We start from the raw sequence: 15,997 nt of genomic DNA, 5'->3' as shown, positions 1-15,997 counted from the left end.
CGTCCATTGTGGACACCTCCAATGCGTTGGATCCCTTCACACGCCACCCATTCCAAGCTCGCCACTGTCCCGTGCGCTCAGTCAACGCTGCGGTGACCCTTCAGTAACATCGCTCGATTGCCGATCAACTCGTAACCCTTCGTTTGCCAACCAGGGGCCTTTCGCGGGCGGCCGACCTACCGATCGGTCGGCAGCGGCTCAACCTGTCCGGCCCTCCTACTGCAAGGAACCCGACTTGCCCTTGTGGACGGGAATTCTGGAGATCCAGGCTGGCGGCGACCGCGGCCGGGATGGTTCGTCTCCCGCACCGCCGCCGAGACCCAACCCCTGGGAGGACGACATGGACGTGGCACCCGACATCGACGATCCGGATGTCACCCACCACGACGAGGACGACGACCCGGGCAGCCTGATCGGCGACGAGGTCGAGTACGACCTCGGTCCGGACGACGACCCGGGCGCCGGTCCCGGAGAGGACCCGGGCGGGGAGGACCCGGACGACGGCGAGGAACCTCCACCGGGCATGCGCCCGCCGGTCCGGCTCGCCCCGGTGCTGGCGTGCCTGCGCAACGAGATCAACGCCCGCTGGCCGAACCGGGACCGCGCCTCCGACGGCTGGATCGGCGACACCGCCCACCAGGCCACGAAATCGGACCACAACCCCGACCACGACAACTCCGTCAACGCGCTGGACGTCGACCGGGACGGCATCGACCCGCAGCTGGTGGTGCGCCGGGCCATCGTCCACCCGTCCACGCAGTACGTGATCTTCGACCGGACGATCTGGAGCCGCACCCGCGGGTTCACGCCGTCCCGGTACACCGGGTCGAACCCGCACACCAAGCACCTGCACGTCAGCGTCAGCCACTCCCCCGAACTGGAGAACAGCCGCCGGGCCTGGGGCATCGACGCCGGGGTGCCGACCAAGCCCCTGAAGCTCGGCGACCGGGTGCTGCGTACGGGATGCACCGGCGCTGACGTCCGCGAACTCCAGGCCCTGGCGAACACGCTCGGCGCGAAGCCACCGCTCACCGTGGACGGCGACTTCGGCAGCCGTACCGAGGCGTGGGTCAGCGGCTTCCAGAAGGCGAAGAAGCTCACGGTCGACGGCCTGGTCGGGCCGAAGACCGTGGCGGCCCTCCGCACGGCGTCCACGCCGACGCCCGCGAAGCCGTCGACAACAGCGAAGCCGCCGACGCCCGCGAAGCCGCAGACCAAACCGCCCGCGAAGCCCCCGACGAAGCCGCCGGCTCAACCCCGACGGGAGCCCGGTTCCCGCACGTTGCGCCGCAGCGCGACCGGCGACGACGTCGGCTTCGTCCAGCGGTTCATCGGCGAGCGGCGGTGCGGCACGGCGGACGGGGAGTTCGGCAGCCGGACCGAGGCCGGGGTCCGCTGGTACCAGAAGATGCAGGGCCTCACGGCCGACGGCGCGGTCGGCCCGCGCACCTGGCGCAAGATGGGAGTGCAGGTCAGGTACTGATCTCGTCGCGGGTCGGCCGGCCCCGGGGCGCCGGTGGACGTGGTTGCACCAGGTCACGAGGCAGCCCCGCCCACCGGCCGCACGGACTGACCCGGTCGATCCGACGGCACGCCGAGGGCGGCCGACAGATCCCGCCCGACCTGGCCGATCCCGGCGGCCGCCGACAGGGCGAACACGAACCGGTCCGGCCGCAGCACCACCAGGTCGGCGCTGCGGTGCCGGAGCCAACTGCCGAGCACACCGTCGACGTCAACGACATCGACCCGGTCCGGCTGGTCGTCCCCGGACAGGTCCGGCAGGCCAGCCACCGGAGTGCCGGACGGGTGGACGGCGACGAACCGTACCGGCAGCCCTCGCCACTGCGGTCCGGGCGAACTGCCCGCCGTGGCGAGGCCGAGCACGGTGAAGCCGTCGCCGAGCGCCTCGTCGAGCAGACGCGCACCGGACGATCCCGGGATGAGGATCCGCGGCTGGGGAAACATCGTCCCGACCACGCCGTCGCGCCGACCGCCGGACATCAGGCCCCGCCGGTACGCCGGCACCGGCTTGAACTCGAACCGCTCCACGAACCGCCGTACCCGGGGGATCGTCTGGACCGCCCGTAGCACGGTGTCCCGCACCCAGGCGGCGGACCGGTTGCGGGCCAGGAAGACCCGCCCCAGCCGGACGCTCGTCCGCGCCATCTCCAGGGTGTGCGGGCGCCGCTCGGTCTCATACGTGTCCAGCACCGCGGCGTCGGCGGCGCGGGACAACACCAGGGCCAGCTTCCACGACAGGTTCGCCGCGTCGCGTAGGCCGCTGCACAGACCCTGACCCAAGAATGGGGGCATCTGGTGGGCCGCGTCGCCCAGCAGGAAGACCCTCCCCTCCCGCCACCGTTCGGCGATGAGGTGGTGGAAGCTGTAGACCACCGCCCGGGTGACGTCGAACCGGTCCGGGTCGACGTACGGCGAGACGAGCGCGGCGATCATCTCCGGGTGCCGCATCTCGGCTTCGGTCTCCCCCGGGCGCAGCATGAACTCCAGGCGGTAGCTGCCGGCCGCGCCGGGAGACACGAACGCCGGGCGCTGCCAGTCGCAGACGAACCGGGTGTCCCTGACCCGCACCGCGTCGGGCGGCACGTCGCCGGAGACCGCGAGCCACGGCTCGGCGTAGCTCGCCCCACCCAGCGGGATCCGGACGGCGGATCGGGTGGCGCTGCGGGCGCCGTCGCAGCCGAGCACGTACCTGGCGCGAACTGCCCGCCGTTGACCGGTGACCACGTCGGACAGGAGCACGGTCACCCCGTGCTCGTCCTGGGTCAGGCCGACCAGTTCGGTGCCGAGTGAGAGCTGGACGTGCGGGAAGCGGTCCAGCCCGGACCGTAGCGTCCGTTCCAGTCGTGGCTGGTCGAAGAAGCGCAGCGGGGCGTGGCCGTACCCGAAATCCGTCTCGGACAACGCCATCCGGGCGAAGACCCGGCCCGCGCGGTTGACGTACTCGACGAGCGGCGGCGCGATCGTCTCACCCCGTACCTCGTCGAGCAGGTCGGCCTGCTGGTAGATGCGTAGCGCCTCGTCGTCGCAGGAGAAGGCTCGCGGCTGGCCGTGCGGGGCCGCGCTCCGCTCCACGACCAGTGTGGTGACGCCGCGAGCGCCGAGCAGGTTGGCGGTGAGCGCACCGACCGGTCCGCAGCCGATGACGGCCACGTCGACCTCCTGGACCGGGTGGTGAGCCGACGGCTGATCTGGACGCATGGCGGTGCCCTCTCGGAACACGTTCCTGTGGGGACGGCACCCGGCCGTCCTCCCCGACGCCAACCAGGGCACCAGCTCGGCGTGGAAAAGTTGTGGAGACGGCGTGGAGGCGGGCCTCCACGCCGGTCAGAAACCGGCGAACCGGGGCAGCAACAGCCCGGCGCCCTGTTCGGCGGCGATCTGGGCCCCGACGTCCCACTCCGTGCGGTCGCGGCGCGCGACGCCGCGGATGCGGTGCAGTTCAGCGACGAACACCCGCTCCCCCACCCGGTCGGCCACGGCCAGCGCCTCCTCGGCCAGCGTCGCCGCGGTCTCCGGTTGACCGGCAGTCAGGTACGCCTCGGCCATCGCGCAGAGCGTGATGGTCCGGGTGGACCGCAGTCCTGGACGGTAGATCTCCTCACCGGCGGCGCGCATCGCTTCGAGCCGGCCGTGCTCACCGCCCCGCGCGGCAGCCCACTCGGCGAAGAACGCGCCGGTCGCCATCAGGTGCGGCAGGCCGGTGGCCCGGCCGATGTCCTGGCACCGCCGCCCCGCGACGTCGGCTGCGGCGACGTCGTGTTCCTGCATCGCCAGCCAGGCGGCGTAGAGTGCCGCGTTCGCCCGGCCGTACGGGTCGTCGAGTTCCTCGGCAAGGGCCTCGGCATCGGCGATGTCCGCCCAGGCGCCGGAGGGGTTGCCGCGTACCGAGCGGACCAACGCCCGGAAGTTGTGGCAGCCGAGAACCGGACGCCGACCAATCTCTCGGCGCAGCAGCACCCGATCGACCGTTCGCAGCCGGTCGATCGCGACGGTGAGCCGGCGCTCGCCGTCGGCCAGCCGGCCGGTGAAGTAGCCGACCGCACCGAGCAGGTACTCGCCGGCCACGGCGATCAGCCGGCTGCCGTCGTCCTCGGCCCGCACCAGCCGCTCCGCCAGGTCGGTGCAGAACGCGAACTCGGCCCGGTTGGCGGCCAGTTCGCCCAGTGCCCAGAGCGCGTGCCGGATGTCGGCGTCCGGCCCCACCAGTGTCAGCAGCTCCCGGGCGCGGGCGCAGATCTGGTCGACCGCGTCGCTGCCGACACCGACCGTCATCTGCAACAGCGACGCGCGGTGCAACTGGACGGCCAGTTCGGTCGACGCCACGTCGGGCGAGCCCTGCGCGGTCGGGGCCAGCCGGTGCGCGGCGCGTTCGAGGTGACCGAGCGCGTCCTCGTAGGCGACCCGCCGGGTCGCGTCGTCGGCGGCGAGCAGCGACCACCGCAGGTGGTCCTCACCGTGGCCGAGCCCGATCGCCTGACCGTAGTGGTGGGCCAACTCGGCCGGTGCGACGTCCGCCGCCCGCTCGTAGACCACGGCCAGCCGGGCATGCAGAGCGGCCCGGCGCGGCGGGACCAGCTCGGCGTAGGTGACCTCGGCGATGAGCGGATGGCGGAAGGTGACCGCGCCCGGTCCGGCCTCGGTCACCAGTGCCGCCGTGTAGGCCGGGGTCAGCCCTTCGGCCACCGCCGGGGCCGTGGTGTCCAGCGCCGCCGCCATCACCTGAAGGTCCAGGTCGTGTCCGGCCACGCTGAGCAGGTCGAGGCAGCGTCGGGCGGGTTCGGGCAACCCACCGAGCCCCAGCCGTACGGTGTCGCGGATGCTCGGCGGCAGCTCCGCGGCGGCTGCCGGGTCGGTCCGGGATCGGAGCAGCTCGGTGATGAAGAACGGATTCCCGCCGGTACGGGTGACGAGTCGCGCCACGACGGGCTCCGGCGGTGCCACCCCGGTCCGGTCCCGGACGAGGTCGGCGACCGAGGACGCGTCCAGCCCGGCGAGCCGAAGTTGGCCGAACCCCCGACCGCGAGCCAGCTCGGCGACGGTCGCCACCAGGGCCGGATCGTGGTCGTACGGCCGAAGGGTGGCCACCACCAGCGCCCGGGCCGCCGACAGATCGGCGGAGAGGAACCGCAGCAACAGCAGCGAGTCCGGGTCGGCGGCGTGCAGGTCGTCCACCACGACCAGCAGGCCGCGCCGCCGGGCCACCGCGTGCACCAGTTCCGACACCGCCTCGTACACCTGGAACCGCGCCGTGGGGTCGAACCCGCCACCGTCCGCCGGGGCCGGCAGCGACCCCGCGGCGAACCCGCCCAGCCGGCTCGCCGAACCCGTGGCGCTGGCCTCCGGCATCGCCACGAGCGCGCGTACCACCTGGCTCCACAGCCAGAACGGTGGCGCCTGCCCGACATCGGGACAGCGGCCCCAGACCACGGGGACGCCGTTCGCGGCGGCCTGCGCGCCGAGTGCCGCGGCCAGGCTGGTCTTGCCGATGCCGGCCTCCCCCACCAGAGCCAGCACCCGCCCGCCGTGCCGGGTGGCCGCGTCGAGCGATTCCCGTAGGCGCTCCAGCTCCGCGCCACGACCCACCAGCGGGTCCGCGCCCTCGGCTCCGGGCTCGTTCGGGACCACCGCGACTGAGCTCGGTAGGGACTCGACGCGGAGCGGCAGGGTCTCGGCCACCCGTACGACGTCCGGACCGACCGTCGCCGGACCGTCGGACTCCGCCGGTTCGGCCTGTTCCAGGATCAGCCGGTGCACCGCCCGGATCTGCTCCCCGGGGTCGAGCCCGTACTCGCTGGCCAGGATCCGGCGCCCCTCGTCGAAGGCCGCCAGCGCCTCGGTCTGCCGGCCGGACTGGTACAGCGCCACCATCAACTGCGCCCGAGCCCTCTCGCGCAGCGGGTTCGCCGACACGAACCGGCGCAGTTCCGCCAGTTGCGTCGCGTGCCGGCCGGCCACGACGGCGGCGGTCAAACGCCCCTCCTCGGCGCTCAACCGCAGCTCAGCCAGCCGAGTCACCTCCGGGCGCACCGCGGCCAGCTCGGCGACGCCCGCCAGCGGCTCACCCCGCCACAACGCCAACGCCTCGGCGTAGCAATCCTCGGCGGCCGCCAGCTCCCCGGCCGCGAACGCATCCGCCGCCTGGTCCACGAGGCTGCCGAACCGGACCGCGTCGATGGCCTCGGCGTCCACCCGCAGCTCGTACCCTCTCGGGTGGCTGCGCAGGATTCGTGCCGGCTCGCGATGGGACCGCTCGGGCTCCACGACCCGACGCAACCCGGCCACGTACGTGCGCAGCGTCATCTGGGCGCTGGCCGGCGGCCGTCCGTCCCACAGCGCCTCGACCAGCCAGTCGGCGGCCACGAACCGGTTGGGTCGCAGCAGGAGCAGGGCCAGCAGCGCCTGTTGCTTCGGTCCTCCGAGGGGCACCACTCGCCCGCCCCGGAGGATCTCCGGCGGACCTAGCAGCCGGAACTGCATGCCATCACCACAACGATGGTCCCAACATGTCCAATGCAGAGTAGGGCAGCGATCGGGCCGGACCGACAGCGCGACCCGCCGTCCAGGCTGTCGCTCGCTACGCCGGCGGCAACTGAGCACTTGAGCCTTCATCGTCGCGGACTCCGGCGGGCGTACGCCTCGGACGTTCGGGTCGTGCCCTGGCGCACGCGTACCACGCTGAACGGTCTCGATCCGGCGAGGGCTTGGCCGGGCCATGACGACGGTCCGACCGGCCGCATTACCTGGCGCCTGTGCGGCCGTACCGCGAAGGCGGGATCTATTTGACCGCCACCCGGCACCTTCCCACGTTCGTGAAGTAGCGCCGAAAGCTGAAAGCGCTGTTGAGCAATTGCGGTAATTGCCGAACCCCCTCTCCTTTCCGTGATGCTGAAATCAGGGCCGCCAGGCGCACACAAAGCCTCCGAACAGGTAAGGCAAGACTTACCTAACAAATTCCGACTTGCCTCCGGCGCGACCGCGAAGGAACGATGAAAACGTCGTGCGGGACACGTCGCGCTGTTAGCGTGATGTCTTCAAGGTCCCGATCGGTGGCGGGTTTGCCTTCCACCTGAGTGGCAAATATACGGACTGACATATGAGCACGCCGGCTTCCTTTACCGCGCCGGCCCCTACGGTTTGGCTTGGGAGAACATCATGAAAACTCTGCTCCAGTCGCCCCCCGTGCGTGAATGTGCCGCCACCGCGTGCAGTTTCAACGCAAAGGGCTGCCACGCTCCGGCGATCACCGTGGCCTCGACGGGCGACGCCGCGTCCTGCGCCACGTTCGTGGAGTCCTCGATCCAGGGCGGCATCCCGGAGGTGACCGGCGCGGTGGGCGCGTGTGCGCGCTCCGAGTGCACCTACAACGCCAACCTCGCCTGCACGGCCGAGTCCATCACCGTCGGCCCGGGCGCCACCGCCAGCGACTGCCTCACCTACCAGCCGGCCTGACGCCACTGGCGCGTGCCGACGTGACGTCACACCCACGGCACGGCACCGCCTTGGCAAAGGTTAGCCTTACCTACTATTGTCACGATCCGAGGCCGATTCACCTTCACTACGGGCCAAGGGGACTGACATGGTGTTCCACCCAGCCGTGCGACCAACGGAGCTGGCGGATCCCGCGCACGCTGCCGCAGCGGCTGATCAGGCCGCCGTGACGGCACGATCGACCCTGGCCGCTGCGTCGTCCCTGCGGCTCCGACTTGGCGACGCCTGCGCCGACCTCATCGAATCGCACGCCGTCCTGCCCGACGGCACGGTGATCCTCGCCGTCGACGCGATGAGCCGGACCGGCGGCCTGCTGGTCGCGGCACGCGGGCGGCAGGGCGCGGCGCGGCTCGACGTGACGCAACTCGTCCCGGTCGCCGTACGCTCCCGCGTGCGGGCCAGAGTCTGGATGCTGGGCACCGCGCGCCGGTTCGACTCCGGCGTCCTGGACTCGTGTGACTGCGACACCGTCATGTCCCTGCTCGATCTGCCTCCCGTCGCGCTGTGGGCTGTCGAACCGGTCGAGGTCGGCCTCACCCGCGACATCGGCGACACCGCGCTGAGCGTCAGCGCCTATCGGGGCGCGCGGCCGGACCCGCTCGCCGCCGACGAGGCCGTACACCTGCAACACCTCACCGACCAGCACGGTGATCTCCTCGACCAGCTCGCCGCACTGCTCGACCCCGCGTTGACCGCCGGGTCGACGCGAGTCGTACCGGTCGCCGTCGACGCCAACGGCATCGTGCTCCGCGCCGAGGCGCCGGACCGGCACACCGACGTCCGGCTGACGTTCGCCCAGCGGGTCACCAGGAGCGCCGGCCTCGCCGAAGGGCTGCGGATGCTGCTCGCCACGCCCGCACCGCACGGATCGGCCGGTACGCCCCAGTTCAGGACCATGATCGGCGGCAGCGTCAGCGAGGTCAGGGGCGCGGGCAACTGAGCCTGAACAGTTTCGCCTACGCGGCGTCGTACACCTTCCAGTCCGCGACCGGAGTGAGCGGAACTGGTGCCGGTCGCTCCACCACCGTCGTCAGCTCGATCCGCCGGCCTTCGGCTGCCGACTGGAGCAGGGTGGTCATCGTTTCGAGTACGTGCAGCGCGACGTCGCCGCCGGCGCGCGGCGGACGCTGACCGTCGGCCCGGACAAGGTCGATCAGACCGATGCCTCGGGAACCCTCGGCGTAACCGGCCCGCGGTTCGAGAATGCGCCATTCGGTGCCGCCGAGCGCGCAGAGGCGAACCTGACCGTCGAAGTCGTTCGGATCGGGTACGGCGAGCGTGCCGGTCTCCCCGTGCACCTCGATCGGTGCGGCCGTCGTCGCGACCCCGTCGAAGCTCATGGTGATGGTGGAGAGAGCGCCGTTGACGTGCTCGAGCACGCCTGTCACGTGGGTGTCCACCTCAACCGGAATCCGCTGGCCGAGACGCGGGCCCGAGCCGATGACGCGCTCGGCGCGCAGACGGCTGGCGGCTCCGCCCACCGCGCGAACCGGCCCGAGCAGGTGGATGAGCGCCGAGATGTAGTACGGCCCCATGTCCAGCAACGGGCCGCCGCCCGGGGCGTAGTAGAAGTCGGGGTGGGGGTGCCAGCGCTCGTGCCCTGGCGTGACCATGACGGCCGACGCGGACAACGGGCGGCCGATGAGCCCGCCGTCGATCGCCGCCCGCGCCGTCTGGGTGCCGGTGCCCAGGACGGTGTCCGGCGCGCACCCGACACGCACACCGGCCGCCGCGGCGCGTTCGATGATCGAACGGCCGTCCTCGAACGTCACGGCGAGCGGCTTCTCGACGTACACGTTCTTGCCCGCGTCGATCGCGCCGAGCGAGATCTCGGCGTGCGCCGCGGGGATCGTCAGGTTGAGCACCGTCTGCACGTCCGGGCGGGCGAGCAGACCCTCGACGGTCAACGCCTCAGCGCCGGGGATGGTGGCCGCCGCGGCGGCCGACCGGGCAGCGTCGAGGTCGGCCAGCGCGGCGATGCTCACCGCCGGGTGGTTCGCCAGTGTGTCCAGGTACGCGCGGGAGATGACCCCGAGACCTACGACGCCGACGCGGTGCGGGTCGCCCACATCATCCCCCTCTCGATGACGGTACGGACGCCTGCGTGCTCCAGCACGTCGAGGCTGTGCCCCGGGGTGGTCACGACGACGCGCCCGGCACCCCAGAGTCGGGTCCAGATCGCCGGCGAGGTGACCGGCCGGTGCCACGGATGCCATTCCTGCGTCGGGTGGGTGGTGACAGCCAGGACGTCGATCAGGTCGTCGTGCAGCACCCAGTACTGCTCGGTGACCAGGTCGAAGTCCTCGATTCCGGCGGTGATCGGATGCTCCCGGCCGAGATCGGTGATGTGCACCGTGTGCGGCAGGAAGTTGTCCTCCTCGCCGCCGCGACGCTCGCACGGCTCCCGACCCGGATGGGTCGCAAACTGGCCGCCCACCAGATGCAGGTACTCAGATGACGCGCGGAACGAGTCCACGATTCCGCCGTGCCAGCCGGTGAACCCCGTACCGGCGATGACCGCCGCGCTGAGGCCCGCCGACTGCTCCGCGGTGATCTGCGACATCGTCACGCACTGCACGACGAGGTCGGTGGCGGCCATTTCGGCGGCATCGGCGTAGATCTCCGTCGACTCCTCGACCCGTACGGCATAGCCACTACGTTCGAGGAAGGGGATGAACAACTCCGTCGCCTCGACCGGCCGGTGCCCCTCCCAGCCGCCCCGGACCACCAACGCTCTCTGCTGCGCCACCCTCGCTCCCTCCCCGTGCCTGTCGAGAACCGAAACCGTACTCGTGGTTGCCGCCCCGGACCATGGACGCGGAGTACGCTTCAGCTGTCGCAGCGGCGGACCCACCCGGCGGCTGGGTCCGGATACTCAGGACAGCCGAGTATCCGGCATCAGGCGCCCGACCCGAAGGTCCAATAGCCTCGGCGCGTGGTGACATTCCTGCGCCGGTGGACGTTGCGCTTCGCGAGCTTCGCACTGACCTGGCTCTACACGCTGTACCGGATCCATCCGGCGATGTGGCGGCTCACCGCACGTCAGTATCGTCCGTACATGGGTCGCTTCGCCCGACTGCACGCCTGGATGACCTGTCAGTTCGCCGCTATCGACGTGCCCGCGTACGGCGACTACCTCCGCCGCAACCAGTGGCGGTTCCGGTGGTTCGACCTGTCGTCGTACCCGCCCACCGACAAGCGGTCCTACGTGCAGGCGTACCCGGAGGCGCAGCGCTGCTGGCACGGTGAGATCGAGATCGCTGGCAGTGTGGTCGACGAGTCGTCGGGCTCGTCCGGTCAGCCGTTCAACTGGATCCGCAGCCGCCGGGAGTTGCGCTCGGTCCACAAGAACCTGGCCGGCTACGCCACAATGGTGTTTCCGTCGAAGCGGCGGTTCGTCATCAACGCGTACTCGATGGGTGCCTGGGCCACCGGGACCAACACCGGCATCGCCATGTCCACGATCGCCATGGTGAAGAACACCGGACCGGACCTGCAGAAGATCGTCGATACCCTGCGGTACTTCGGGCCCGGCTTCGACTACATCGTCACCGCGTACCCCCCGTTCCTCAAGCATCTGCGCGACAAGCTCGACGCCGAGGACTTCCCGTGGGCCGAGTACCGCATCAGTGGCCTGGTCGGCGGTGAGGGGATGACCGAGGCGCTGCGCGACTATCTCCAGGAGCGGTTCGTCAAGGTGCGTTCCGGCTACGGGGCCAGCGACCTCACCATCGGCATCGCCGGTGAGACCGACTTCAGCGTCTGGGTCCGCCGGCGTCTGCGTACCGACGTCGCGCTGCGGACCGCCCTGCTGGGGGCCGGCGAGCATCGGCTGCCGATGGTCTTCCAGTACAACCCGCTGGAGACGTACCTGGAGACCACCCCGGATCAGGAGGTCCTCTGCACGATCAACTCGACGGCGGTGCTCAATCCGCGGGTCCGCTACAACATCGGCGACGAGGGCCGGCTGGTGTCGTACCCGGAGGTTGTGGCCGCCATCGTCGACCCCGAGGCGCGGGCCGACGCGGAGCGCGCCTGGCAGGTCGACCGGATGCGGTTGCCGCTGCTGTTCCTGTACGGCCGCAAGGACAGCACGATCTCCTACATGGGCGCCAACATCTACCCGCAGGACGTCGAGTACGGCCTCTACACAGGCAATTCGCAGGCGCACCTGCTGGAGAGCTTCTGCCTGGAGTTGACCGAGCAGGCCGACCTGGAGACTCGGCCGGTCATCCACCTGCAACTTCGCGAGCACCTGACACTCGGCTCCGACGAGCGGCGAAGCCTCGTGGACACCTGCCGCGCGGGGGTCCTGCGTCACCTCGCCCAGGTCAGCCGCGATTTTGCCGAATCCCTCGCCGAGGATCCGTCCGCCGCCGACCTGCGGGTGGAGGTCCACGAGTTCGGCACCGGGCCGTTCGCCGACGCCGCCTCCAAAATCAAGAACGTGTACCTGGTGAAGGGCGTGACGGTGTGAGGACCAGCGACTTCTCGGCCGCGCCTCCGGTGGGCCAGGCGACAGCGATGTTCGTCGGCGCCACCCGCTACCGGGGGCCGCGCTCGATCCTCACGCTCACCCGGGTGTGGTTCAAGATGGTTCGGCAGATGAAGCGGATGGACGGATACCGGTGGCACACCGTGTATTACCAGTTCCCCTTCACTCTCGGCACCATCGCCTTCTTCAGCGACCGCGACGCGCTGCTGAAGTTCGCCCGCAGCCGTCACCACCGCGACCTCATGTGCTGGGTGACCGATCACGGCACGACCAACGCGACAGGCGGCTACATCCGCCTGTACAACGCCGAGCCCCAGGGCTACAGCAACGGCGTCTGGCGCGCCGAGTCCGACGGCATGGCACACATCCCGACCTTCACTCCCCTGTCCACCGAGACGTCCGGCCCGGCGGTGCATCGCGGATGAGACTGGTTCCTGTGCGGTCGCGGGCAGACCTGCGGGCGTTCGTCGACTTCCCGCTCCGGCTCCACCCGACCGACAGGTACGTGCCTCTGCTGTCATCGGTGATCGCGACCCACCGCCGCAGCGCGGAACTGTTCCTGGTCCGCGATCGACACGGCGCCGTCGTGGGACGCACCAGCATGCACCGCAGTGCGGCCTTCGACGCCAAGGTGGGCCCTCGACAGTTGTTCGGGCACACCGAGTTCGTCGATGACGACGACGTTTTCGCGGCCATCCTGGACGGCGTCGAGGCCAGGGCCGACGGCCGACCGCTCTTCGGACCGGTGGCCCTGCTGCCCAACCAGACCGGCGGGGTGATCACCTCCGGCTTCGCCGACCGCGGCTTCGTGGACTCCGCGTGGAACCCCGCCTACTACCCGACGATGTACGAGCGGCACGGCTTCCACCGTCGCTTCGAGGCGGACACCTGGCTTGTGGACCTCGACGGCGCGGGAGCCGCCGACCCCGACCACGGTTTTGCCTTCGACGACGCCCGGATCGCCGCCGAACAGCTCGTCATCCGGCACGGCTCCCGATGGCGCCTGCGCCGCCAGCTGCCGATCCTGCGGCAGATGCTCAACGTGAGCTTCGCCCAGCTCGGCTACTACACCACCATCTCCGCCGAGCAGCTGGCGGAGCAGACGGACGGCCTCGCGTTCCTGCTCGACGAGGCGCTTCTGCTCTGGCTGGAGAAGGCCGGCCGACCCGTCGCGTTCGTCGTCACAGTGCCGGACATCTCCGAGTACCTCATGAGCATCGGCGGTCGGCTCGGCGTCATCAACCAGCTCCGCCTCCTCGCCACCCGCGACCGGTACCGGCGCGACGCCGTCCTCATCATCAAGGGCACCGTGCCCGACGAGCAGGGCAAGGGGTACCTGACGCTGCTGTCCCGGGAACTGCATCGCAACCTCGCCAGCAACCGGTACCGCACCTTGCGCAGCACCTTCGTCGAGCGGACGAACGACGCCTCCGCAGCCCAGTACCGGCGCGCCGGCGGACGGCCCCTGCACGGGTACACCTTCTACGAGAGGGCGACGGCGTGAGCTGGGTGGAGCAGTTGCGGGCCAACGCGGCGATCTGCAACCGGGCACCGAGCGCGCACAACACGCAGCCGTGGCGACCGGAATACCACGCCGACAGGATCGTCATCGATGTCGACGCGGCCCGCAGCCTGCCCGACTCCGACCCGACCGGCCGCGATCTGGCCCTCGGTATCGGCGCATTCGTGGAGACCTGCCTCATCGTCTCCGCCGAACTCGGTCTCTCCGTCACCGCGGCTCCCGGCCCGCAACTGATCCCCGCGGCGAACCGCTACCGGACTCCGTTCACGATCGCCGACGTCGAGGCCCGCCGGGTCGCCCGTGGTCCCTACGAGCCCGGGTACGTCGACGCCGATGTCATCGCGGAGCTGGAGCCCTGCATCGCGCACGTTGCGACCCGGGATCTCGCACCGGATCTGGCGGTCGCCGACCGCTGGATGTTCGGCACGCCAGCCGTCGCGGTCGAGTTGCGTGACTGGCTGCGCCTCAGCCCACGCCACCCTCGGTATCACCTCGACGGACTCACGGACCGGGCACTCGCCCTGTCCCGGTCCGAAGCGTGGGCTCTGTCCACAGCGCTTCGCGCGTACCCCGTCGCCCGCCGGCTGGGCCTTCCGGCCCTGCTGGCCGCCAGCGGTCGCGGCCTGTTGCGCTACAACGGCAGCATCCTGGTCCTGCTCGCCGACGGCGACGACCGCATCGCCGCAGGCAGGCGCCTTCTGCGTACGTGGCTGACTCTCGCCCGGCACGGCCTGGCGGTCCATCCGCTCAGCCAGCTCATCGACTGCCCGGCGACGGCCGCGCGGCTCGCCGAGCGGGTGGGCGGCACACCCCTCACGGTGTTTCGCGTCGGTCGCCCCCGCACCGAGCCGGTCCGCTCGGCCCGTCGCTGACGGGCCGTCCGAACGCCGGCCTTGGCGCTGGGACGCCGTGAAACGGCGTGGCATGCGGGCGTCTTCCCGCGCGAGGCGCGAGCCCGGCGGCAAGCGCTGTAGGCCGATCAGCAGCGGCTGGGCCCGCAGGAATCTTTCCTGCGTCAATATTTAGTGGTATCTATTTCACACCGATCCTCCTAACCACCGGAGCGCGACGTGTGGAGATCCCGTCTGGCAACCCTCGCCCTGAGCCTGGCCGCGGCCCTGGGTGCCACCCTCACCCTGGCAGCGCCTGCCCAGGCTGCTCCCGCCGACCATTACGTCGCTCTCGGCGACTCCTACTCCTCAGGGGTGGGTGCCGGTAGCTACACCGCCGAAAGCGGTTCCTGTCAGCGCAGCACCAACGCCTACCCGGCGCTGTACGCCACCAACGTTCGACCCGCGTCGTACCGCTCGGTTGCCTGCTCCGGAGCCACCACCACTAGTGTGATCAACACGCAGCTCAGCGCGCTCAGTGCCACCACCACACTGGTCAGCGTCACTGTCGGCGGCAACGATGTCGGCTTCGCCAACATCATGACCACCTGCGTGCTCTACGGGACCACCGACTGCGTGGCCGCCGTGCAGGCCGCCCAGGACAAGGCCCGGGCCGACCTCGCCAACCTGCTCCGCGCCGTCTACAACGGAATCCGCACCCGGGCGCCCTCGGCCCGGGTGGTGGTCGTCGGCTACCCGGTCTTCTACCAGCTCGGCACGACGTGTGTCGGGCTCAGCGCCACCTCCCGCGCGAAGATCAACGAGGGCATCAATCTGGTGGATGACATCACCCGAAGCGCCGCCCTGGCCGCCGGCTTCACCTTCGCCGACGTACGGTCGAAGTTCGTCGGGCACCAGCTGTGCAGCTACGGCGAGAAGTGGTTGCACGCCTTGAATTTCGCGAACATCGGCATCTCCTACCACCCGACCGCGGCCGGCCAGTCCGGCGGCTACTACCCGGTCTTCCGGTCGGTCGCGGGCTGACGCCGGGGGCCCTGGCCCGATCCGGCGGAGCCTGTGGGTGCGGTCGATGCACCGCTCCCACAGGCCCGACCGGATGGCGACGAGCCCGGCACCGCGCCGCCGGCTGCCCGGTGATTCCGGTCATCAGTCCGGCAGGTCGGCGATCCGGGTCGACAGTTTGCGCAGCACCGCGAGTTCGTCCGGGCTCAGATGATCGAGGAAGCGCGCTCGTACGGAACGAAGGTGGTGCGGGGCGGCCTCCTCCAGCACCGTGAAGCCGTCATCGGTCAGGTGCAGGATGCAGCCCCGGGCGTCCTGCGGGTCGGGCTCCTTGTCGATCAGCCCTCGCGCCTGCATGCGGGCCGCGTGATGGGACAGCCGGCTGCGCGACCACTCCATCTTGGCGGCGAGGTCCTTGAGCGCCCACCGCCGGTTCGGCTTTTCCGAGAGCGTGCTCAGCACCTCGTAGTCGGCCGGCGACAGCCCTGAGTCGCGGGCCAGGTCCCGGCTGAGCCGCGCCGGCAGCGCTGTCAGCAGTCGCCGGAAGGAGCGCCACGCGTGTTCCTCGTCCTTACTGAGCCAGCGGATGTCCACCTGGCCACAGTACTACTCGTTGAC

At 70.7% G+C, this 15,997-nt stretch carries 13 protein-coding genes; 8 read left to right on the top strand and 5 right to left on the bottom strand.

Translation table 11 applies throughout. From position 1 onward, the window contains the following. The first annotated feature begins 340 nt into the window (after positions 1 to 340). A complete protein-coding gene (locus ABZ780_RS01360; protein WP_357482964.1) occupies positions 341 to 1,483 on the top strand; it encodes a peptidoglycan-binding protein in 1,143 nt (380 codons plus the stop codon). Positions 1,484 to 1,536: 53 nt separating this feature from the next. Here ABZ780_RS01360 and ABZ780_RS01355 read toward each other — a convergent pair whose 3' ends face one another. Together ABZ780_RS01355 and ABZ780_RS01350 are read right to left on the bottom strand one after the other, a co-directional pair. Continuing rightward, complete coding sequence (locus ABZ780_RS01355) at positions 1,537 to 3,219, bottom strand: bifunctional 3-(3-hydroxy-phenyl)propionate/3-hydroxycinnamic acid hydroxylase (protein WP_357482961.1); 1,683 nt, start codon at positions 3,217 to 3,219, stop codon at positions 1,537 to 1,539. 126 nt (positions 3,220 to 3,345) lie between these two features. Continuing rightward, positions 3,346 to 6,498, bottom strand: a complete 3,153-nt coding sequence (locus tag ABZ780_RS01350) for a BTAD domain-containing putative transcriptional regulator (RefSeq protein ID WP_356998994.1) — start codon at positions 6,496 to 6,498, stop codon at positions 3,346 to 3,348. Positions 6,499 to 7,173: 675 nt separating this feature from the next. Between ABZ780_RS01350 and ABZ780_RS01345 the strand changes: the two genes are divergently transcribed. Continuing rightward, complete coding sequence (locus ABZ780_RS01345; RefSeq protein ID WP_356998992.1) at positions 7,174 to 7,470, top strand: DUF1540 domain-containing protein; 297 nt, start codon at positions 7,174 to 7,176, stop codon at positions 7,468 to 7,470. Positions 7,471 to 7,630: 160 nt separating this feature from the next. Then, on the top strand, positions 7,631 to 8,449 hold the full coding sequence (locus tag ABZ780_RS01340) for a DUF2470 domain-containing protein (protein ID WP_357484054.1): 819 nt from the start codon (positions 7,631 to 7,633) through the stop codon (positions 8,447 to 8,449). A 16-nt stretch (positions 8,450 to 8,465) separates the two neighbouring features. On the opposite strand, the gene ABZ780_RS01335 is transcribed toward ABZ780_RS01340, so the two are convergent. Continuing rightward, on the bottom strand, positions 8,466 to 9,578 hold the full coding sequence (locus ABZ780_RS01335) for a Gfo/Idh/MocA family oxidoreductase (protein ID WP_357482959.1): 1,113 nt from the start codon (positions 9,576 to 9,578) through the stop codon (positions 8,466 to 8,468). After that, positions 9,548 to 10,258, bottom strand: a complete 711-nt coding sequence (locus ABZ780_RS01330) for a ThuA domain-containing protein (protein ID WP_357482956.1) — start codon at positions 10,256 to 10,258, stop codon at positions 9,548 to 9,550. Before ABZ780_RS01330 ends, ABZ780_RS01335 begins: the two co-directional genes overlap by 31 nt. 186 nt (positions 10,259 to 10,444) lie before the next feature. Between ABZ780_RS01330 and ABZ780_RS01325 the strand changes: the two genes are divergently transcribed. The 5 genes from ABZ780_RS01325 to ABZ780_RS01305 all read left to right on the top strand — a co-directional run bounded on the left by ABZ780_RS01325 (position 10,445) and on the right by ABZ780_RS01305 (position 15,400). Beyond that, the gene (locus tag ABZ780_RS01325) at positions 10,445 to 11,986 is read left to right on the top strand and encodes a phenylacetate--CoA ligase family protein (RefSeq protein WP_357482953.1); all 1,542 of its coding nucleotides are present in this window, start codon (positions 10,445 to 10,447) and stop codon (positions 11,984 to 11,986) included. Beyond that, entirely contained in the window at positions 11,983 to 12,429 is a 447-nt protein-coding gene (locus ABZ780_RS01320) for a DUF4188 domain-containing protein (protein WP_357482951.1), read from the top strand. The genes ABZ780_RS01325 and ABZ780_RS01320 overlap by 4 nt, the downstream gene beginning before the upstream one ends. Then, positions 12,426 to 13,508 (top strand): hypothetical protein, encoded by a 1,083-nt coding sequence (locus tag ABZ780_RS01315; RefSeq protein WP_357482948.1) that lies wholly within the window; start codon positions 12,426 to 12,428, stop codon positions 13,506 to 13,508. Before ABZ780_RS01320 ends, ABZ780_RS01315 begins: the two co-directional genes overlap by 4 nt. After that, positions 13,505 to 14,398, top strand: coding sequence for a hypothetical protein (locus tag ABZ780_RS01310; protein WP_357482945.1), 894 nt, complete (start codon positions 13,505 to 13,507; stop codon positions 14,396 to 14,398). Before ABZ780_RS01315 ends, ABZ780_RS01310 begins: the two co-directional genes overlap by 4 nt. 198 nt (positions 14,399 to 14,596) lie before the next feature. Next, positions 14,597 to 15,400 (top strand): SGNH/GDSL hydrolase family protein, encoded by an 804-nt coding sequence (locus ABZ780_RS01305; protein WP_357482942.1) that lies wholly within the window; start codon positions 14,597 to 14,599, stop codon positions 15,398 to 15,400. 123 nt (positions 15,401 to 15,523) lie between these two features. Here the strand turns inward: ABZ780_RS01305 and ABZ780_RS01300 are convergent, their stop codons facing one another. Beyond that, a complete protein-coding gene (locus tag ABZ780_RS01300) occupies positions 15,524 to 15,973 on the bottom strand; it encodes a MarR family winged helix-turn-helix transcriptional regulator (RefSeq protein ID WP_357482938.1) in 450 nt (149 codons plus the stop codon). Positions 15,974 to 15,997: the final 24 nt, after the last annotated feature.

It is taken from the genome of Micromonospora sp. NPDC047467 (assembly GCF_040643095.1).
Classification (GTDB): domain Bacteria; phylum Actinomycetota; class Actinomycetes; order Mycobacteriales; family Micromonosporaceae; genus Micromonospora.
Note: the sequence above shows the minus strand (reverse complement) of the source record. Positions and strands in the feature narration are given on the sequence as shown.

What these genes read in the sequence shown, in the direction of transcription:
- ABZ780_RS01315 (WP_357482948.1), top strand. Translation starts at nt 12,426, where the DNA reads ATGAGACTGGTTCCTGTGCGGTCGCGGGCAGACCTGCGGGCGTTCGTC.
- ABZ780_RS01355 (WP_357482961.1), bottom strand. Translation starts at nt 3,219, where the DNA reads ATGCGTCCAGATCAGCCGTCGGCTCACCACCCGGTCCAGGAGGTCGAC.
- ABZ780_RS01360 (WP_357482964.1), top strand. Translation starts at nt 341, where the DNA reads ATGGACGTGGCACCCGACATCGACGATCCGGATGTCACCCACCACGAC.
- ABZ780_RS01350 (WP_356998994.1), bottom strand. Translation starts at nt 6,498, where the DNA reads ATGCAGTTCCGGCTGCTAGGTCCGCCGGAGATCCTCCGGGGCGGGCGA.
- ABZ780_RS01345 (WP_356998992.1), top strand. Translation starts at nt 7,174, where the DNA reads ATGAAAACTCTGCTCCAGTCGCCCCCCGTGCGTGAATGTGCCGCCACC.